The sequence below is a fragment of the Agrobacterium sp. CG160-95 genome (assembly GCF_053521725.1).
This window is the reverse complement of the sequence record NZ_JBNWDU010000005.1, coordinates 250,983-270,063: the sequence shown is the minus strand read 5'-3', so window position 1 is coordinate 270,063 and position 19,081 is coordinate 250,983. Positions and strand designations below refer to the sequence as shown.

Genomic DNA, 19,081 nt, shown 5'->3' with positions numbered 1-19,081 from the left:
TCATCCTCGGGCTTGTCCCGAGGATCTATCCACGTCGCGCGAAATCAATCGGTTGCAGATCCTTGGGACAAGCCCAAGGATGACGACAGAGAGCTGAACCATCCCGCGCTTAGGGATCGCCCTGCCTGTTGAACCAACCCCAATCAGGCCGCGTGCTTGCCAATCAGACCTGGAATATCCACCGGCTCCATCTCGTCCGATGTCTGCGAAGGGACATCGCTCGTCTGCATCCAGGTGATCAGCTCGAAAGTGCCATCGGCATTTTCGGCAATCGCCGTGCAGCTTTCCACCCAGTCGCCGGTGTTGATGTAGCGGATGCCGTCCATGTCTTCCATCACGGCGTGGTGGATATGGCCACAGATCACACCATCCACATTGTTGCGGCGTGCCTCGTCGGCCACTACGCGCTGGAACTCGCCGATGAAGTTGACGGCGTGTTTGACCTGCAATTTCGCCCAGGCCGAGAACGACCAGTAAGGCAGGCCGATGCGGCGGCGCACCGCAGCAAGGACGATATTGATCGCAATCGCCGCGTCGTAGGCCCAGTCTCCGAGATAGGCGAGCAGGCGGGCGTTGCGCACCACCACATCGAACTCGTCGCCATGGATGATGAGATATTTCTTGCCGTCTGCCGCCTCGTGGATCATGCGCTCGGCCACTTCGATACCGCCGAAATGCATGCCCGGAAACTCGCGCAGAAATTCATCGTGGTTGCCGGGAATGTAAACGATACGCGTTCCCTTGCGGGCCTTGCGCAACAACTTCTGCACCACGTCGTTGCAGCCCTGCGGCCAGTACCAGCTGCGGCGCAGGCGCCAGCCGTCGATGATGTCACCGACCAGGATGATCGTATCGGCCTCGTGATGTTTCAGGAAGTCGAGCAAAAAATCCGTCTTGGCCGCCTTGGAACCGAGATGGACATCCGAAATGAAAAGCGTTCTGAACTGTCTGGTTTCAATTTGACCGGCCACGGATTTAATCCCCTTGTTCGGTTGCGTCCCTGCGGCTTTCTTCCCTCTCAGAACCAGACTCGTGTTGCAGCAACATGACAATGGCCGGTTTTTATATGGAATATGACCGTTGGCATCACGAAAACGCGAATAAGCCATGCCCGCATTTGCATAAGGGGGCGGCAAATAACGGCTGTACCACGGGAAAGTTTGTTGTATTCAGAGGGCCGGAATTGAACCAGACATGACGGTGGAAGACATGACCTCTCACGATAAGAACAACACGCCCGCCAACACGGCAAAGGCCGACATCGAGGAACAGGCGCTCTTTTTCCACCGCTACCCGCGCCCTGGCAAGCTGGAAATCCAGGCCACCAAGCCCCTTGGCAACCAGCGCGATCTGGCGCTTGCCTACTCGCCGGGTGTCGCCGCCCCCTGCCTCGCCATCCATGAAAATCCGGAAATGGCAGCGGAGTATACCGCCCGCGCCAATCTCGTTGCAGTGATTTCCAACGGTACGGCAGTGCTTGGCCTTGGCAATATCGGCCCGCTTGCGTCCAAGCCTGTTATGGAGGGCAAGGCCGTCCTCTTCAAGAAATTCGCCGGCATCGACGTTTTCGATATCGAGATCGATGCGCCCGGCATCAACGACATGGTCTCCACCATCGCAGCGCTGGAACCCACCTTCGGCGGCATCAACCTTGAAGACATCAAGGCGCCCGAATGTTTCGAGGTGGAGCGCCAGCTGCGCGAGAAGATGAACATTCCGGTCTTCCACGACGATCAGCACGGCACGGCGATCATCGTCGCCGCCGCCGTCACCAACGCGCTGGAACTGGCTGGAAAATCGCTTTCGAGCGTCAAGATCGTTGCGTCAGGCGCCGGTGCGGCTGCCCTCGCCTGCCTCAACCTGCTTGTCGCCATGGGCGCAAAGAAAGAAAACATCTGGGTCCACGATATCGAGGGCCTCGTTTATGACGGCCGCAACTCGCTGATGGACGAGTGGAAGGAAGTCTACGCGCAGAAGACCGACAAGCGGGTTCTGGCCGACTCGATCGACGGCGCCGATGTCTTCCTCGGTCTTTCGGCGGCAGGCGTGCTGAAGCCGGAACTTCTGGAGCGCATGGCGGAAAACCCGCTGATCCTGGCGCTTGCCAACCCCAATCCGGAAATCATGCCGGAAGTGGCCCGTGCTGCCCGCCCGGATGCGATGATCTGCACCGGCCGTTCGGATTTCCCGAACCAGGTCAACAACGTGCTGTGCTTCCCCTATATCTTCCGCGGCGCGCTGGATTGCGGCGCAACCACGATCAACGAGGAAATGAAGATGGCCGCCGTGCAGGCCATTGCCGAGCTTGCCCGCGAGGAAGTCTCGGAAGTCGCCGCCAAGGCCTATAGCGGCGAAACGCCGATCTTCGGCCCGAACTACCTCATTCCCTCGCCTTTCGATCCGCGCCTCATCCTGCGCATCGCGCCGGCCGTTGCCCGTGCTGCCGCCGCAAGCGGCGTCGCCGCCCGGCCAATCAGCGATTTCGAAGCCTATCTCGACCAGCTCAACCGCTTCGTCTGGCGTTCCGGCTTCATCATGAAACCGGTCTTCAACGCCGCCAAGGTTGCCGAAAAGAAGCGCATCATCTTTGCTGAAGGCGAAGACGAGCGCGTGCTGCGCGCCGCACAGGTGCTTCTGGAAGAAGGCACCGGCATCCCGATCCTCATCGGTCGCCCGCAGATCATCGAAACGCGCCTGAAGCGCTTCGGCCTGCGTATCCGCCCGAATACCGATTTTGCGGTGGTCAATCCCGAAGACGATCCGCGTTACCGCGACTACGTCGATGATTATTTCGCACTGGTCGGCCGCGCTGGCATCAACCCGGAGGCGGCCCGCACCATCGTGCGCACCAACTCCACGGTCATCGGCGCGCTGTCGGTGAAGCGTGGTGAGGCGGATGCGCTGATCTGCGGTCTGGAAGGCCGTTACGACCGGCACCTGCGCGACGTGAACCAGATCATCGGCAAGCAGGAAAGCGTTCGCTCTTTCGCAGGCCTCAGCCTGCTCATCACCCAGCAGGGCGCGCTGTTCCTCACCGACACCTTCGTCAACAACGATCCGACCTCCGAAGAAGTGGCTGAAATGGCCATTCTCGCGGCAAAGGAAATCCGCCGCTTCGGCATCACGCCGAAGATCGCGCTCGCCAGCCACTCCAATTTCGGGTCGCGCGATTCGGAAAGCGCCCGCAAGATGCGCCGCGCCCTGAAGATCGTGCAGGCAGCGGCACCCGAACTGGAAGTGGACGGCGAAATGCAGGGCGGCTCAGCACTTTCGGAAGCGCTGCGCAAGCGCGCCATGCCCAACAGCGTGCTGACCGGCGAAGCAAACCTGCTGGTCTTCCCGAACCTCGATGCCGCAAACATCACGCTCGGCGTCACCCGCACGCTGACGGAGGGCCTGCATGTCGGCCCCATCCTGCTTGGCACGGCTCTTCCCGCCCATATCCTGTCGCCCAGCGTCACCTCGCGCGGCGTTGTCAACATGGCGGCCTTTGCCGTCGTGCAGGCATCGCACCCTTCGGTGTGATGAAGGCGTATTAACGCAGTTTTGAACATGCTGTTGCCGCATTGCGGCAACAGCTTATGTTATCTTCCTGAAACACGGATTTCCCGAAGCATAACACCCTCGCCACCGGCCGGGGACATCGAACGGATCGCACCATTGACCCGGCGCCGCAGCATTATCGGCCTCCTGCTTCCCCTTGTTTTCATCGCCCCGGCCGCTGCTTTCGCGGATCAGGTCTGCGATACGCTTTATGCGCAGCTGCGCGAACCGCCGCGTGTCATCGGCAACACCGCCGAGGTACGGCGTTACGCCAATGCGCTCACCCGCCAGAACATCGAGATCCGCAGGATCAGGAACGATCTGCGCCGTTACGGCTGTTCATCCGCAAGCGTCACCGTTTATGGCAGCCCGAATGCCGAACTCTGCGCGGAGATCAGCGACGCGATGGCGGATGCGCAGAGCGAACGCGATGCCATCATCCGTGACCGCGACTATGCCATGGCGGCCCAGGGCAGCGATGATGGCGACATCAGACGCCAGCGCATTCTCGCCGCACTCGACGCCAATGGCTGCAGCGCCATTCCGGAAACGGAAGCGCGCCAGCCGACGGCACCCGATGTGACACGTTACCCCGACGCCTTCGGCGAACAGGGCAACCCGCCGGGACAGGCAGGGCTTTCGACCTACCCCAATGCCGCTGCGGAGGGCGGGCTCAGGACGCTGTGCGTGCGCACCTGCGACGGCTCGTTTTTCCCCATCGCTTCCAATGCCTCGCCGCTCGATTTCCGTGCGCAGGCCGAACAATGCCAGAAAATGTGTCCGGGTACGCAGACGGAGCTTTATTTCCACTCCATGACGGAGCAGGAAACGGCTGACATGGTCTCGGCTGAAACAGGAAAGCCCTATAAGGACCTGCCGACCGCCTTTGCTTATCGAAATGCCTCAACGAAAGCCCCAGGCTGCGCCTGCAACATGGCCGCCTATCACGAGGAGATGAAGCAGCAGGAGGCTGCGCGGCCGGAAGCTGAGAAACCCTATTCCAGCATCACGACCATTCCACCACCGCAAGGTGACACCCCCAAAAAACCCACCGAACTGCAGCAGGCCGCAAAGCCGCCGGAACAACCGGTTCCGGAACGCGACTATGACCCGAACAACAGCAGGGTCCGCGTCATCGGCCCTAAATTCCTGCCCGACCAGACAGGCCGGATCGACCTGAAGAACCCGGCGCTGAAGGGCATTCAGCCGCAGCAATAGCTCCCATCAAGCACGCGGTATGGAGTTGGCAACGCTCTATCTCACTCACAAGGCGGTCGCGTGTTCTCTTTACCGCCCGCCCCAGCGATTGCGAAACACCAGCTCCTCCAGCGGCACGCGCTGGCGCCAACCCTTCACCGCCAGTTCCGGCTCGGTATAAAGTGTATCGACGCGGCCGAGGCATAGCCAGGCGACGATCTCGATGTGGTCCGGGATTTCCAGAATGGTCCGAATGTCGCTATCGTGGAAAATGCTGACCCAGCCGACGCCGATGCCTTCGGCGCGCGCTGCAAGCCAGAGGTTCTGGATGGCGCAGACGGTGGAATAGACATCGGTGCGCGGATTGTGGGTACGGCCCAGCACCACCTTGCCGCCACGCGTCGGATCGCAGGTGACGCAGATGCTGAGCGGCGCCTTGCGGATGCCCTCAAGCTTGAGGCTGCGGTAAAGCGCCTGCTGCTCCCCCTCGAACATCGCCGTCGCCTCGCCATTGGCGCGGCTGAAGGCAACCCAGGCTGCCTGCCTGACCGCACCGTCAGTGACGAGCGTGAAATTCCACGGCTGCATGAAACCGACCGAGGGCGCGGAATGCGCCGCCTTCAGCAAGCGCTCGACCACATCTTCCGGCAATGGATCCGGAAGGAACTGGTCGCGCACATCACGGCGGGTTTCGATGGCACGGTAGATCGCCTCTCGCTCCCCCTCGGAAAACGGGTAGGCGGGCGAAAGCGCGTGATCGAATGCATCGGCGTCGAGCGAACTGGTCGCGAGTGGATCGGTCGGCATCGTCTATCCCCAACAATGCTGGCGCGCCGCCACGAAAACCGGCTCCGGTTTTCGCCTGCACGACGCGCTGCTGCAACAACCTGCCGCCGTCCACGCGGTCTGGTCTATCCTGTCAGGCCGGTCTTCTGACTCGGCTTCATCCGCCCACTTTCGCCTTCCCGAATGGATTCAGTGGCATCAAGAAAAAGGGCATCCGCCTCACAGCGCTGGGCACGTTCCGGTCTTGCACCGGATTCCCGATTCTCCCGCCCTAAAGGGCAGGCACCTGACGAAGAAGCTTATGAGCAACAAAGATTGCAAATACAAGTATCTTGCGCAGCGATGCGGCAATGTGACCGTGGCCACCTCACCGGCGTATTGCGGCCTTCAGCCGCCGCGCAGAAGCGCGCCGGCTGAAGCACTCCCTACCGCATCACCCAACGGGAAAATACCGCACATAAGCGAACTCATCCCCGTCCGGTGACCAGTTGGGCGAATTCATCGTTCCCTGCCCGCCGAAAAGGTCAAACAGCGTTTCGGCATTACCGCCATCCATATCCATCAGCCGCACGCGCACGTTAAGGTCGCGCGGATGGTCGAAGACATCGGCGTCGTAGGAGACGAAGACGACCTTGTCACCGCTGGGGGACGGATGCGGGAACCAGTCGCCGTAGGCGCTGTCGGTGATACGCTCGACGGCCGAGCCATCCACCCGCACGCGCCAGATCTGCATCTGGCCGGTGCGGCTGGAGTTGAAATAGATCCATTCTCCATCCGGCGAATAATCCGGCCCGTCATTGCGGCCCTCACCATGGGTAAGGCGTGTCTCAACGCCGCTGTCTATGTCCATGGAATAAATATCGAAAACCTGATCGCGAATGCCGCAATAGGCGAAACCTTTCCCGTCCGGCGACCAGCCGTGCCAGTAGGACGGAAGGTTCTTAGTCATCAGCCGCGGCGTTCCGCCCGTCGAAGGCAGCAGATAGATGGCACTCTTGCCGAACTCCACCTTGTCGGAAATGGCATAAAGCGAACCGTCAGGCGAAATGCCGTGGTCATTGTTGCAGATTGTCGCAAAGCCAGTATCGACCTTTTCAGGCGAAGGGTCGCCGGCAAGTGACAGGCGATAAAGCAGACCGTCGCAGTTCAGAAGCAGGTATTTCCCGTCCGGCGACCAGTTCGGAGCCTCGAACAGCTCCGGCGTCTGCCAGACCACCCGCATCTGCCGAGTGCGGATGTTGAAGATTTCGATGGAACTGCGCATGCTGCCTCCCGGGCCTGTCGATCGTCTGGCGTGGAGCGTTGAATGGCACAACCATTCCGTTTGCATCCGCCACCGCCGTAATTATGATCCTATTGCCGCAGGCACCGCCCTGCAAATTCAAATAGGAAAAAACAGCAGCGTTCCGGCACCGCCCGCACCCCTGCCCGTTTCTCCCAGATCCGAGGTTCCGCGATGAACACCATCGCCGATCACGGCATCCGCTTCGGTCGGATCGCCGCAATGCTTCCTGTCAAGAATATCGAGAAGGCCCATGACTTTTATGTCCGTGTGCTGGGCTTCGAAAAGACCTTCGAAAACGGCAACCCTGTCGGTTTCATGATCCTGAAACAAGGTAACGCCGAGTTGCACCTGACATTGCAGTCAACGCACAAACCGGCCCCCTTCAATGTGGCGCATATGCTGGTCAGCGACGCCGACGCGCTGCATGCGCTTTGCAAAAGCCACGGGCTTCGCATCATCAAAAGTCTGCAGGACAAGGATTATGGCCTGCGGGCCTTCGTTTTCGAAGACCCGGATGGTAACCGCATCGATGTGGGGCAGGTTATTTAACGAGATAGGGAGACGGCGCGGCGTGTCCGCGCCGTTGGAGGAAAAGGATGCTTCTTCGCCATCGATATATGGCGAAGCCGCAGCATCCGCACTCCGTCACCCCGAACTAGATTCGGGGTCCAGCAAGCTCCCTCCATGCCCTCCTTCGACTACCTGTCCCTGAACCGGTTGGTAATCGGATAACGGCGATCGCGGCCGAAGTTCTTCTTGGTGATCTTCACCCCGGGCGCGGATTGGCGGCGTTTGTATTCGGCGAGATAGAGCAGATGCTCGATCCGGTGCACCGTCGCGATATCATGGCCACGCGCGAGGATTTCCTCGACCGACATTTCCTTTTCCACCAGGCACTCCAGAATATCGTCCAGCACCGGATAGGGCGGCAGCGAATCCTGGTCTGTTTGGTTGGGTCGCAATTCGGCGGATGGCGCCTTGGAGATGATATTGGCGGGGATCACTTCGCCGGACGGCCCGAGCGCGCCGGGCGGCACATGGGAATTGCGCCAGCTGGAGATGGCGTAGACCTGCATCTTGTAGAGGTCCTTGATGGGATTGAAACCGCCATTCATGTCGCCATAAAGCGTCGCATACCCCACCGACATTTCCGACTTGTTGCCTGTTGTCACCACCATCGAGCCGAACTTGTTGGAAACAGCCATGAGAATGGTGCCGCGTGTTCGGCTCTGCAGGTTTTCTTCGGTAATGCCTTCTTCCGTGCCTTCGAACATTTCCGAAAGCGCCGACAGGAACCCATCCACCGGTTCGGCAATCGGCACGATATCGTAACGGCAGCCGAGCGCTCTGGCGCAATCGGCTGCGTCCTTCAGCGAATCCTCGGAGGTGTAACGATAGGGCAGCATGATGCAGCGCACCCGCTCTTCGCCCAGCGCATCAACAGCAAGCGCAGCGCATATCGCCGAATCGATACCGCCGGAAAGGCCGAGAACCACGCTCTTGAAGCCGTTCTTGTTGACGTAATCGCGAAAGCCCAGCATGCAGGCGCGGTAATCCGCCTCCTCGCCTTCAGGGATTTTCGAGAAAGGACCGCTCTCGCAGCGCCAGCCTTCTGCGGTGCGTTTCCAATCGGTAACGGCAAGGGTCGCCTCGAACTGGCTCATCTGGAAGGCAAGGGTCTTGTCGGCATTGAAACCGAAGCTCGCGCCGTCGAAAACCAGCTCGTCCTGCCCGCCAAGCTGATTGGCGAAGACCAGCGGCAAGCCGCTTTCGATTACTTGCTTCAGCGCCACCTGATGGCGCACATCCAGCTTGCCGCGATAATAGGGCGAACCATTCGGCACCAGCAGGATTTCCGCCCCGCTTTCGGCAAGCGTTTCGCACACACCCATATCGTTCCAGATTTCCTCGCAGATCGGAATGCCGATCCTGACACCGCGGAAATTATAGGGACCGGAGATCGAACCTTCGGCGAAAACGCGTTTTTCATCGAACTCGCCGTAATTCGGCAGGTCGATCTTGTCGCGCAGCGCGATGATCCTGCCGCCATCCAGAAGCGCAACCGAATTGTGCCGGCCCGTTTCGCCCTGACGCGGAAAACCGATGACGACGCCCGGCCCGCCATCGGCGGTTTCCGCCGCCAGTTCTTCCACGGCCTTCAGGCACGCTTTCAGAAAAGCCGGCTTCAATACCAGGTCTTCCGGCGGATAGCCGGATATGAACAGCTCGGTCAGAAGCAGGAGATCGGCACCCTGCGTCGCCGCATCGGCCCGTGCTTCGCGCGCCCTGGCGAGATTGCCCGCCACGTCGCCAACAGTCGGATTGAACTGCCCGACGGCAATTCGAAGATGGTTTTTGATGTCGTGTCTGTCGCTCATGGCTTTTCAATACCGCGCCCGTGCCCGCTCCGCAACGCGGCAATTGCATGCCGCACCACCTTGATAGGATGAAGCCGCAACCGGCATTCACGCTAAGGTTATCACCGCACCGGCCACACCCCGCAAAGTTCATGTCGCGTTCATCGCGCTTATGTGACAGTTACATGACAGTTTTGCGACGCCCCGATTCACCTCCCCGAATTGCGCGGTGTTGCCTCGTAATACCGGAGTATGAGTTTGAGAAATTCGGCGCCAAAAACAACGGCTTCCGAAAAGGCTGATTTTGTCTTTTCGCCTGCATGGACGCGGAGCCTTTCCAAGCTTTCGGGTAAGGCCTACACGCTTGCCAATCTAACGTTTTCCTCGGTCGTGCTTGTCGTCGCGCTGGAATGGATCGCCCGCGGTTCGCTAGTTGATGTCGGCACCTTCCTCACCTCATCCGCCCGCCCCGGCATGACCACCATCGCCGCCGTGCTGCTGCTGCTCGTAGCGCTGGATTCCATCCTCGGCCGCCGTTACCTGTCGCTCATCGCCGTTGCGCCGCTTTGCGCGCTGACAGGGCTGATTTCCGCGCAGAAACAGACCTATCTCTCCGATCCGCTTTATCCCTCCGACCTGCTGTTCGGCCGGCAGATCCTCGAGCTTCTGCCCACCATGCTGAAAGCCCAGCCGCTGACGGCCGTGCTGGTCGGCCTTGGCCTTTGCGCCACGGTTGCGGCCCTTTCCACCCTGTGGCTGCTGGCGCGGCGTTATTCGCCGGGCTTGAGCTGGCGCGAACGCGCCGCAGGTCTTGTGCTGGCGCTGCCGCTTCTGGCCGGCCTCGCCTCGCTCATGGACTATTCGCATTATTCGTGGGTGCGCGATCGTCTCAACATCATCCCCATGATGTGGGATCAACAGGAGAATTACCGCCATAACGGTTTCCTGATGGCCTTTGCCTTCAATATTCCCATGGCCAACGTCTCGGCGCCGCAGGGTTACGGCGAAAACAGCATTGCGGACCTGACCTCGGAACCCGCCGCCTTTGCCGCCAACACGGGCGATTACCCTGATGTCATCATGTTGATGAGCGAATCGCTGTGGGATCCGACACGGCTTGAAAACGTGAAGCTCTCTGCCGATCCGATGCCCAACATCCGCGCCAAGCAATCCGGCAACGTGTTCTCGCCGGAATTCGGCGGCATGACGGCGAATGTGGAATTCGAGGCGCTGACCGGCTTTTCCAACGCCTTCCTGCCCTATGGCAGCATTCCCTACCAGCAATATATCCGCCGCCCGGTACCCTCGCTTGCCAGCTTCTTCCGTGGCGAAGGGTATTCGGCCATCGCCATGCATCCGTTTCAGGAATGGTTCTGGAACCGCAAGGAAGTTTACAGGAATTTCGGCTTCGAGGAGTTCCGCTCGGAAGAGACATTGCCGCCCATGGAAAAGCGCGGCAACTTCGCCTCCGACGACGCGCTGATGGACCAGATCATGGTGGCCGCGGACGATGCGCGCAACCCGCTCTTCCTCTTCGCCGTCACCCTGCAGGGACACGGACCTTACGAGGCGGGCCGTTATGCCAGCGACACCATCGGCGTAGAGGGCGATCTTTCCGCTTCCGCATCGCAGGCGCTTGGTACCTATGCGCAGGGCGTGGCGGAGGCCGACGACGCCCTTCTGAAGCTGATGCGCTGGGCAAAAAAGCGCGAGCGCGAAACCATCATCGTGCTCTTCGGCGATCACCTGCCGCCGCTTGGCCAGACATTCGTGGAAAGCGGCTACATGCCGGGCATGGTGGCCAGCCGCCGCGCGCCGCTGGAAGTCATGAAAAAGGAACACGAGACGCCGCTTGTCGTCTGGTCCTCGAAGACGGGGGTGCGCAAGAATATCGGCACCATCAGCCCGGCGCTGTTGCCCTATCACGTACTGAAAACAGCCGGTTTCTCAGACCCCTTCTATACGGGGACTTTGGGTGAAGTGCAGGATGCGTTTTCCGTTGTCGACCGGCATATGCTGGTGGCAACGGATGGCAAGGCCCTGCCCGACTGGTCGATCTCACCCAATTCCATTCCGGACGTGGTGCGCAATTATCGCCTGCTGCAATTCGACATGATGTTCGGCGAGCAATATGGCCGAGAGCGCTTCTTCCCCGGCTTCAACTGGGTAAATGACGCTACACCCTCCGTCTGATGGGGCTGGATGCCTAAACGGCATGGCAGCGGAAATCGTTTGAATTCCTTTGCCATGCGGGTTTATCTCGACAGGGCCTTACCGAACCATCAGCACCACGAGAAGCACCGTGTCAGACATCTCCGACTATATCGTTTCGCACTTCAAGCGCTCCTCCCGGGAAATCGGCGAGGTGGAGCGTCGTATTCTGGAACTGTCGCACCAGAAAAAGCTGGTCTCGACCGACACCAATGCGGAATTTTCCGCCGGGGCAAACCTGGGCGACAGGCTGGCCGACAGCATTGCAAGGGTTGGCGGCTCCTGGGGATTTATCCTCAGCTTCTGCTTTTTCCTGGTGTTCTGGGCAATCATCAACACCATCGTGCTGACGACGCGGGCCTTCGACCCCTACCCCTTCATCTTCCTCAATCTTCTGCTCTCCATGCTCGCGGCCATTCAGGCGCCGATCATCATGATGTCGCAGAACCGGCAGGCCGCCCGCGACCGTTTCGAGGCCGCCAAGGATTATGAGGTGAACCTGAAAGCCGAGCTTGAGGTGCTGTCTCTGCACGAAAAGATCGACGTGAAGGTACTGGCCGAACTGGCAGCACTCAGGCAGGACCTCGCTGCCCTTCACCGCCATGTGACCCGGAAAGAAGACTGACGAAAAAGAACCGGCGCGCGAAATCCATCCCCGCTTTTCCCCGCCCCGCCTTACCCTGTTATCTTGAATGCAGTCCTGCCGGGTAGACGCCAGACGTGGCGTAAACCGAAGGACGGTCCTGGTGGTGGGAACGGTGGCACGTTCATGGTGACAGGACCATTTCGCAAAAGGCCGTGCACTGCCTCTTGCGAAATACGGCTTTCTGCAAAGGCCCGGTCGCGCAAGCATCCGTCCACTCCAACCCCAATCAGCGCGTGACCGGGCACAACCCGTCTGAAACTACGAAAACCCGACGGCGAAGGCCGTGCCGGGCGCAAAGGCGCATCTTTGCGTCGCAAAACGACAAGCGGGCAAAACGGTTACGAATCCGTCAGATTATTGCGCTACAGATTGACGCAGGCGTTTGTTGCATTGCACTCTTGTGTGCAAGGCTGACAAGGGAATCACTTCCCCTGGTCAAAATGGCATCACGACCATTTCGCGGCAGCGCCATCCCGGATGCGACATCCGGTCATTGCAATACATTCTGTTCCGGGGTTTTCATGTACCAGTTCGATCTGATTGTTATCGGCAGCGGTCCGGCGGGAAGACGCGCCGCCATCCAGGCCGCCAAGCTCGAAAAGAGGGTTCTGGTCATCGAGAAGGGCAGCCGCGTCGGCGGCGTTTCGGTGCACACAGGTACCATCCCTTCCAAGACATTGCGCGAAACCGCGCTCAATCTCACCGGCTGGCGCGAACGCGGTTTTTATGGCCGCTCCTACCGCGTCAAGCAGGAGATCGACGCGGACGATCTGCGCCGCCGCCTGCTGATCACGCTCGACCACGAGGTCGAGGTGCTGGAACACCAGTTCGCCCGCAACCGCGTGCAGCACATTCGCGGCACGGCAAGCTTCGTCGATGCCAACACGGTGAAGGTGGTGAAGAACGACGGTGAAGTCATGAACGTCACCGGCGCTTCCATTCTGCTCGCCATCGGCACGCGGCCCTACCGGCCACCGCATATTCCCTTCGACGGCGCGGCAGTGCTCGATTCGGACGAGATACTCGAGATCAAGGAACTGCCGCGCTCCATGGTCGTTGTCGGCGCGGGCGTCATCGGCATCGAATATGCCACGATCTTCAGTGCGCTCGACACGCAGGTAACGGTGGTTGAACCGCGCGAAACCATGCTGGAATTCATCGACAAGGAAATCGTCGAGGACTTCACCTATCAGTTGCGCGACCGTAACATGAAGCTGATCTTCGGCCAGAAAGCGGAAAAGGTGGAGCGCGACGACAGCGGCAAGTGCCTCGTTTCGCTCAGCAACGGCCGCGTCCTTAAAGCCGAGACGGTGTTGTTCGCCGCCGGACGCGTCGGCGCAACCGATACGCTCAATCTTTCCGCCTGTGGGCTGGAAGCCGACAGCCGCGGCCGCCTGAAGGTCAATCCCGAGACCTTCCAGACAACAGTGCCGAACATTTACGCCGCCGGCGATATCATCGGTTTTCCAAGCCTCGCCTCCACCTCAATGGAACAGGGCCGTATCGCCGCCCGCCACGCGGTCGGTGCACCGGCCGGTGAACCGCCGCAGTTCTTCCCTTACGGCATCTATGCCGTTCCGGAAATCTCCACCTGCGGCCTGACGGAAGAAGAAGTCACTGAACGCCACATTCCCTATGAATGCGGCATCGCCCATTTCCGCGAAACCTCACGCGGCCATATCATGGGTCTCGACAGCGGGTTGCTGAAGATGATCTTCTCGCTGAAAACCCGCCGTCTGCTCGGCGTCCACATCGTCGGCGAAGGTGCCACCGAACTGGTGCATATCGGCCAGGCGGTGCTGAACCTGAAGGGTACGGTGGAATATTTTGTCGAGAACACCTTCAACTATCCCACACTTGCCGAGGCCTACAAGATTGCCGGTCTCGACGCGTGGAACCGCATGGGTGAGCTGAAGAAGGATTGAGGTTGGCTGTTGCGGGGTGGAGATCGTTTGCAATGTGCGCAAACCTCTCCTCCGTCATGCTCGGGCCTGTCCCGAGCCTCTGCAACGTCGCGACTTTATGCGACGTGATTAGACCATGGGACAAGCCCAAGGATGACGCCGAATGCGACGCAAGAACGTCTATCACCTTCTGCTCATCCATACGATAACGGGTGACGCCCCTCACCACCGAATACTATACCGCGCACTCACACCCGGCCGAAAATGATCCGCATATCCCTGATCGAGCGTTCCGCGCACTGTCAGGTGATCGCCGATCTTCTGCTCCACGGCCACGCCGCTGCTGAACTCGTTGAAGCTGTTGCGGCTTGCCCCCGTCAGCACGAAAGCCGTGCCGGTTTCCGAGCGGGAAAGGCGCAGCGACTGCGATACGTCCAGGCCGTTCCATTGCTGCGCCGTGCCGTCATAACGCACCGTGAAATTTCGGTTGGCCTCGATATCCAGTTCCGGCGTAACGATGCGTTTCTGTCGCGACGTCATGGAAACGCTGCTCGACCCCGTCAACGCGTTGAAGAGGACGCCGAAATCACGGGCAAGCGAAACACCGGGCAACTGTTCCGCCAGCAGCGTGACATTGCCCCACAACCTTACTGGCGTATCCACCACCTGCCCCGTCCTGGAGGCATTCATGCCCATTTCCAGCCCCGCCCGGATCGGCGTCTCGACCGGCAGCTTCGCACCGATACGCGCCGTATAGGAACGATCGGAATTCTTGACCGGCTTCCAGATCAAACCAGCCTCATCGGCATGGGCGGAGGACCCAAGAGCAGTGAACAAAGAGAGCAAAAGGCCAAAGCCTGTTCGTGGTGACATATCTTGTCCCCTGGCAAATTAAGGGCGCACCGGGTGAACCCGGCAGGCACGGTAAAAGCTTAAGGCCAAAGGTTTTGGCAGCGATGACAGCCGCGCGTTGGCGGCCATGTTTCCTTGACGGCTGCACCGGCAGCCAAGGCAAATCATGCTGCGCAGGGTGCCAGATGAACGGGAGATGAACAAGAGCAGATGCAGCAAAAAATCATGCTGCACTGCATTGTGATCGAAACGAAGGTGACGGGAAGCGCAGCGTGTTAATTTCCTGCCTTCGGAACATTGCAACGAGCCAGAATATCATCCACCACCACTCCCAAAGACCTCGATGAATCAATGGCAGATGCACCGACTGGAAGGTCTTCTTTCGTTGCGTGGAGTTGCAGGACAAATTGTCTTTCGGCCAGATTGCCACCGAACTCATCCTCGGGCCTGGCAGCCAGCCGTCTTTGTAAGGTCGCTGCATCGACATCCAGAATAAAGACCTCATCGAACAAATCTACAAAGCGTCGAAAATTTCTCGATCCGCCACAGAAGAAGGTGACGGCGTGCTCTTGATCAGCCACAAGCTGCCGAACTTTTTCGACATTCCAGATGTGATGTCGGTGACGGAAGGCGATTTTTGTGTCGCCGCCCTGAAACAGCGCGACATCCATGGTTTCGCCCGTTTCGGGGTCGCCTTTGTAAGCCAGTTCACGGTCGCCGTGAATCACATGAAGGCCGCGTTGCTGAAGTTCCGTTGCAACCGAGGTTTTACCAGCCCCGGAGACACCCTCGATAAAATAATTTCTTCTGCCCATCGCCGCGACTGCCCAACGTCCTGTCATGCCTTCTGAAGATAATATTCGAGAAAGACGTGAAGATGTCGGAGTGTCGAATTTTCTCAACCGTTGAAGAGCGCGCCGGACGCCACAAACAAAAAAGGCCGCAGCTTTCGCCACGGCCCTTCCATTCATTCAGCTTTCACCAGGCAAGATTATTCAGCGTCGGCCTCAGTGGCCTTCTTCTTGGCCGGAGCCTTCTTCTTCGGAGCGGCTTCTTCGCCTTCAGCGGCGTCGTCAGCCTTGGCAGCAGCCTTTTTCTTGGCAGGCGCCTTCTTCTTGGTTTCCGTTGCTTCTTCGCCGTCGTCAGCCAGAAGCTCTTCCTTGGAAACGGTCTTGTCCGTTACCGAGATTTCCGTGAGCAGCTTGTCGATGACCTTTTCTTCGAAGATCGGAGCGCGCAGCGAAGCGGAAGCGCCGGGGGTGTTGCGGAAGAAATCGAGGATTTCCTTCTGCTGGCCGGGGAACTGCTGCAGCTGCTGGAACAGCGCGCGCTGCATTTCTTCTTCGGTCACTTCGACGCCGGCCTTTTCGCCGATTTCGGAGAGAACGAGGCCGAGACGAACGCGGCGCTCAGCAAGCTTGCGATATTCTTCGCGGGCTTCTTCTTCCGTGGTGTCTTCGTCAGCGAAGGTCTTGCCGGACTGGGCAAGATCGGTGTTGATCTGGCGCCAGATGTTGTCGAATTCGGCATCGACGAGGCCAGCCGGCGTGTCGAACTTGTACATTTCGTCGAGCTGGTCGAGAATCTGACGCTTGACCTTCTGGCGGGTTACGTTGCCGTACTGGCTTTCGATCTGGCCGCGAACGATTTCCTTCAGCTTTTCAGCCGATTCGAGACCGAGCTTTTCCGCCAGTTCGTCGTTGATTTCAACAGCAGCGGCAGCAGCAACTTCCTTGACGGTGATGTCGAAGTTGGCTTCCTTGCCTGCGAGGTTCGCAGCCGGGTAGTCAGCCGGGAAAGTCACGGTGATGGTCTTTTCGTCGCCAGCCTTGACGCCAACGAGCTGGTCTTCGAAGCCGGGGATGAAGCGGCCAGAACCGAGAACCAGTTCAGCGTCTTCAGCAGCGCCGCCATCGAAGGCTTCGCCGTCAACCTTGCCGAGATAGTTCATGGTGACGCGGTCGCCTTCGGCGGCCTTGCCCTTCTTGGCTTCAAAGGTACGGGCACTCTCAGCGATCTTGAGGATCTGCTCGTTGATTTCGTCTTCGGAGACTTCAACAACTTCGCGGGTAACCTTGATGCCGTCATTGGCCTTCAGTTCGATGGCCGGAATGATTTCGTAGGCAACGGTGAATTCGAAATCGGTTTCAGCCGAAAGGATCTTTTCGGCTTCCTGCTCGTCTTCGGTCATGGAGATGGCCGGCTGCGTTGCAGACTTCTCACCGCGGCTGGAAAGGATTTCGGAAGGCTTTTCACGAACCAGCTCGTTGACGAGGTCGGCCATGATGGACTTGCCATACATCTTCTTCAGATGGCCCATCGGCACCTTGCCGGGACGGAAACCGTTGATGCGAACCTTGTCCTTGGCGTCAACCAGGCGCTCGTCCAGACGGGCCTTCATGTCGGCAGCCGGGATAACGACCTTGAGTTCGCGCTTCAGGCCTTCAGCCAGCGTTTCGATAACCTGCATTTTCTCAAACCTTCACATCATGGCGGCGGTGCTCAGACAGCCGTTGGTTTACTTTCGAGCACTGCGCCGGAAACGTCGTTCCCCGGCCGTGGCTTCCATTATTTCTTCACACAAGCGCCTGCCGGACAAAATTGCGCTCGCGCCGGAGACAAGGGCGCGAAGGGGATGATGAACCCCAAAGCTCCCTGCATCACTAAGGATGCACTCTGGCACAAGCGTGGCACAGCCATGCTTTACTTGTGGTGCGGGTAGAGAGACTCGAACTCCCACGCCGAAGCGTTGGTACCTAAAACCAATGCGTCTACCAATTCCGCCATACCCGCACGTTGGGCGGCGGTATGTCACAATGTTCTGGAAGGGTCAAGCACGCCTTATCGCCGCGTCCCGTTTCGCCCGGACTTTTCTTGGGTCCCCGCCCCAGCCGCAAAAGCCGGCCGGTACGTTCTTGCCGTTTCGTGCCCGCATAAAAGGGAACGACGCGCCCGCAGACGATGACACGAGGGGCCGCAAAACTGCGCACGCCGTCTCCCTCTTTCCCGTCCCGCTTCACATGTCCCGACAGGAAAAACGCGCAACATTTATGCGGCTACATGACATTATATATATGACGTGCCGCCCGTCATTTTACGAGAACGCGCGCCTCCAGCAGAAGCCCTTATACGAACGACCTTTGCATCCCCATCCTTGCCTCTGCGCTGCCCGACCCTTTGTATTCAGCCGGACCGCACGGCTTGGCAGCGACAGATGCCGCCAAGTTCACTAAAAGCACACAAATTGGTCACAAATTATGCAGTAACCGCCGCAATTGGGGTCATTTACCGGCTTGCTTTGCGTTCCATGCATAGGTGGCATCTTGCTTTGTCTGTTTTTGTTTTTATTAAACCGATTATATTCATGGTCATACAGAGATCGAGTTCAGCCCCGAGCCTAATCCTCCCAAGACGGGCCGGAAATGCTGGACAGCACGAAGAGGAAGATGACAATGAACATTACACGCTCGCTCACCAACTGGCGCAAGTATCGTCAGACCGTAACCGAACTCGGCCGCATGACCGACCGCGAACTGAATGACCTCGGCATTGGCCGTCAGGACATCCGTCGCGTCGCACGCACCGCCGTCGGCATCTAATACGCTCCGCCGCTTGAAGCGGCGGATGCGAGACGACCTTCCCAAAAGGCCAGAGGCTCCCGCCTCCGGCCTTTTTTTTTCGTTCTGGCACCCTCTCGGAACCGAGCCGCGCCGCCCCACCGGCATGTGCGCGTGACAAACAGATGAAAAATGCATCGATTAGGCGGCTGCATCCGGCATGTCTGGAGAGCCCGAACGCCCTTCAAGCACCGCTGAGGGGAGCAAAAAGCCGATCTAACACCGCCAATGGCCGCAAACCCCTTCAAAACCGCCCGAAAGACAGGCATTTCCGCTCATATTTTGCTCATGCGGTAGTCAAAGCCGCAAATTTAGCCGACATAGTGCACAAATGCATGGCAGTCGCCTAAATTCTGCACTGCACAACATGGCTCAATGTCTATATATAAAACCTCAACAGCCGAGAGCACAGAAACACTGAGCCGGCCGACGAAATCAAAGAAAGATTGAGGAAACGATCATGAACCCTATCCGCATCGCAAAGAACTGGATCTCCTACCGTCGCACGATCAACGAACTTGGCAGCCTGTCCAACCAGGCCCTGAGCGACATCGGCCTGACACGTTACGACATCCGTAACGTAGCTTCCCGTTCGTTCCGCTAAGGCGTAAAAGATCGTCCCGCTGCCCGACCTCCAGGGCGCGACGATTGAGCGACAGGTAAAAGAAAGCGGCGCCTCTGGC

At 59.0% G+C, this 19,081-nt stretch carries 15 protein-coding genes, 1 tRNA gene and 1 riboswitch; of the genes, 8 read left to right on the top strand and 8 right to left on the bottom strand.

The features are described from left to right. Nucleotides 1-143: 143 nt before the first annotated feature. Entirely contained in the window at nt 144-980 is an 837-nt protein-coding gene (locus tag ACQZ63_RS18600; protein ID WP_025593573.1) for a UDP-2,3-diacylglucosamine diphosphatase, read from the bottom strand. A gap of 229 nt (nt 981-1,209) precedes the next feature. On the opposite strand from ACQZ63_RS18600, the gene ACQZ63_RS18595 reads away from it, so the two are divergent. Beyond that, the gene (locus ACQZ63_RS18595) at nt 1,210-3,525 is read left to right on the top strand and encodes an NADP-dependent malic enzyme (protein WP_003515491.1); all 2,316 of its coding nucleotides are present in this window, start codon (nt 1,210-1,212) and stop codon (nt 3,523-3,525) included. Nucleotides 3,526-3,660: 135 nt separating this feature from the next. Continuing rightward, nucleotides 3,661-4,761 (top strand): DUF2865 domain-containing protein, encoded by a 1,101-nt coding sequence (locus tag ACQZ63_RS18590; protein WP_162632916.1) that lies wholly within the window; start codon nt 3,661-3,663, stop codon nt 4,759-4,761. A gap of 69 nt (nt 4,762-4,830) precedes the next feature. Here the strand turns inward: ACQZ63_RS18590 and bluB are convergent, their stop codons facing one another. Together bluB and ACQZ63_RS18580 are read right to left on the bottom strand one after the other, a co-directional pair. Beyond that, nucleotides 4,831-5,547, bottom strand: coding sequence for a 5,6-dimethylbenzimidazole synthase (bluB, locus tag ACQZ63_RS18585; protein WP_111790270.1), 717 nt, complete (start codon nt 5,545-5,547; stop codon nt 4,831-4,833). Nucleotides 5,548-5,645: 98 nt separating this feature from the next. Beyond that, a riboswitch (cobalamin riboswitch) is annotated at nt 5,646-5,831 on the bottom strand. Between the two features lie 128 nt (nt 5,832-5,959). Next, entirely contained in the window at nt 5,960-6,790 is an 831-nt protein-coding gene (locus tag ACQZ63_RS18580) for a TolB family protein (RefSeq protein ID WP_065702470.1), read from the bottom strand. Between the two features lie 192 nt (nt 6,791-6,982). Here ACQZ63_RS18580 and ACQZ63_RS18575 point away from each other — a divergent pair, with 192 nt between their 5' ends. Continuing rightward, nucleotides 6,983-7,360, top strand: a complete 378-nt coding sequence (locus ACQZ63_RS18575; RefSeq protein ID WP_003515498.1) for a VOC family protein — start codon at nt 6,983-6,985, stop codon at nt 7,358-7,360. A gap of 149 nt (nt 7,361-7,509) precedes the next feature. Here ACQZ63_RS18575 and ACQZ63_RS18570 read toward each other — a convergent pair whose 3' ends face one another. Further along, entirely contained in the window at nt 7,510-9,189 is a 1,680-nt protein-coding gene (locus tag ACQZ63_RS18570) for an NAD+ synthase (RefSeq protein WP_065660896.1), read from the bottom strand. A gap of 231 nt (nt 9,190-9,420) precedes the next feature. Here ACQZ63_RS18570 and ACQZ63_RS18565 point away from each other — a divergent pair, with 231 nt between their 5' ends. From ACQZ63_RS18565 to sthA, 3 genes are all read left to right on the top strand, one after another. Beyond that, a complete protein-coding gene (locus ACQZ63_RS18565) occupies nt 9,421-11,361 on the top strand; it encodes an LTA synthase family protein (protein ID WP_162692071.1) in 1,941 nt (646 codons plus the stop codon). A gap of 109 nt (nt 11,362-11,470) precedes the next feature. Then, the gene (locus ACQZ63_RS18560) at nt 11,471-12,004 is read left to right on the top strand and encodes a DUF1003 domain-containing protein (protein ID WP_003515504.1); all 534 of its coding nucleotides are present in this window, start codon (nt 11,471-11,473) and stop codon (nt 12,002-12,004) included. Between the two features lie 542 nt (nt 12,005-12,546). Further along, a complete protein-coding gene (gene sthA, locus ACQZ63_RS18555; RefSeq protein WP_003515506.1) occupies nt 12,547-13,950 on the top strand; it encodes a Si-specific NAD(P)(+) transhydrogenase in 1,404 nt (467 codons plus the stop codon). Between the two features lie 201 nt (nt 13,951-14,151). On the opposite strand, the gene ACQZ63_RS18550 is transcribed toward sthA, so the two are convergent. The 4 genes from ACQZ63_RS18550 to ACQZ63_RS18535 form a co-directional block, all read right to left on the bottom strand. Beyond that, nucleotides 14,152-14,802 (bottom strand): hypothetical protein, encoded by a 651-nt coding sequence (locus tag ACQZ63_RS18550; protein WP_113555778.1) that lies wholly within the window; start codon nt 14,800-14,802, stop codon nt 14,152-14,154. Nucleotides 14,803-15,056: 254 nt separating this feature from the next. Further along, nucleotides 15,057-15,596, bottom strand: a complete 540-nt coding sequence (locus ACQZ63_RS18545) for an AAA family ATPase (protein ID WP_113555777.1) — start codon at nt 15,594-15,596, stop codon at nt 15,057-15,059. 176 nt (nt 15,597-15,772) lie between these two features. Further along, entirely contained in the window at nt 15,773-17,251 is a 1,479-nt protein-coding gene (tig, locus tag ACQZ63_RS18540) for a trigger factor (protein WP_003515514.1), read from the bottom strand. A gap of 240 nt (nt 17,252-17,491) precedes the next feature. After that, a tRNA-Leu gene (locus ACQZ63_RS18535) sits at nt 17,492-17,574 on the bottom strand. A 659-nt stretch (nt 17,575-18,233) separates the two neighbouring features. Here ACQZ63_RS18535 and ACQZ63_RS18530 point away from each other — a divergent pair. Both ACQZ63_RS18530 and ACQZ63_RS18525 read left to right on the top strand, forming a co-directional pair. Beyond that, nucleotides 18,234-18,380, top strand: coding sequence for a DUF1127 domain-containing protein (locus ACQZ63_RS18530; RefSeq protein WP_003502992.1), 147 nt, complete (start codon nt 18,234-18,236; stop codon nt 18,378-18,380). A gap of 478 nt (nt 18,381-18,858) precedes the next feature. Further along, nucleotides 18,859-19,002: a DUF1127 domain-containing protein gene (locus ACQZ63_RS18525; RefSeq protein WP_003515516.1), complete on the top strand. Its 144-nt coding sequence runs from the start codon at nt 18,859-18,861 to the stop codon at nt 19,000-19,002. The last annotated feature ends 79 nt before the right edge of the window (nt 19,003-19,081 follow it).

What these genes read in the sequence shown, in the direction of transcription:
- ACQZ63_RS18580 (WP_065702470.1), bottom strand. Translation starts at nt 6,790, where the DNA reads ATGCGCAGTTCCATCGAAATCTTCAACATCCGCACTCGGCAGATGCGG.
- tig (WP_003515514.1), bottom strand. Translation starts at nt 17,251, where the DNA reads ATGCAGGTTATCGAAACGCTGGCTGAAGGCCTGAAGCGCGAACTCAAG.
- ACQZ63_RS18545 (WP_113555777.1), bottom strand. Translation starts at nt 15,596, where the DNA reads ATGGGCAGAAGAAATTATTTTATCGAGGGTGTCTCCGGGGCTGGTAAA.
- ACQZ63_RS18550 (WP_113555778.1), bottom strand. Translation starts at nt 14,802, where the DNA reads ATGTCACCACGAACAGGCTTTGGCCTTTTGCTCTCTTTGTTCACTGCT.
- ACQZ63_RS18525 (WP_003515516.1), top strand. Translation starts at nt 18,859, where the DNA reads ATGAACCCTATCCGCATCGCAAAGAACTGGATCTCCTACCGTCGCACG.
- ACQZ63_RS18530 (WP_003502992.1), top strand. Translation starts at nt 18,234, where the DNA reads ATGAACATTACACGCTCGCTCACCAACTGGCGCAAGTATCGTCAGACC.
- ACQZ63_RS18570 (WP_065660896.1), bottom strand. Translation starts at nt 9,189, where the DNA reads ATGAGCGACAGACACGACATCAAAAACCATCTTCGAATTGCCGTCGGG.
- ACQZ63_RS18575 (WP_003515498.1), top strand. Translation starts at nt 6,983, where the DNA reads ATGAACACCATCGCCGATCACGGCATCCGCTTCGGTCGGATCGCCGCA.
- ACQZ63_RS18595 (WP_003515491.1), top strand. Translation starts at nt 1,210, where the DNA reads ATGACCTCTCACGATAAGAACAACACGCCCGCCAACACGGCAAAGGCC.
- sthA (WP_003515506.1), top strand. Translation starts at nt 12,547, where the DNA reads ATGTACCAGTTCGATCTGATTGTTATCGGCAGCGGTCCGGCGGGAAGA.
- ACQZ63_RS18565 (WP_162692071.1), top strand. Translation starts at nt 9,421, where the DNA reads ATGAGTTTGAGAAATTCGGCGCCAAAAACAACGGCTTCCGAAAAGGCT.
- bluB (WP_111790270.1), bottom strand. Translation starts at nt 5,547, where the DNA reads ATGCCGACCGATCCACTCGCGACCAGTTCGCTCGACGCCGATGCATTC.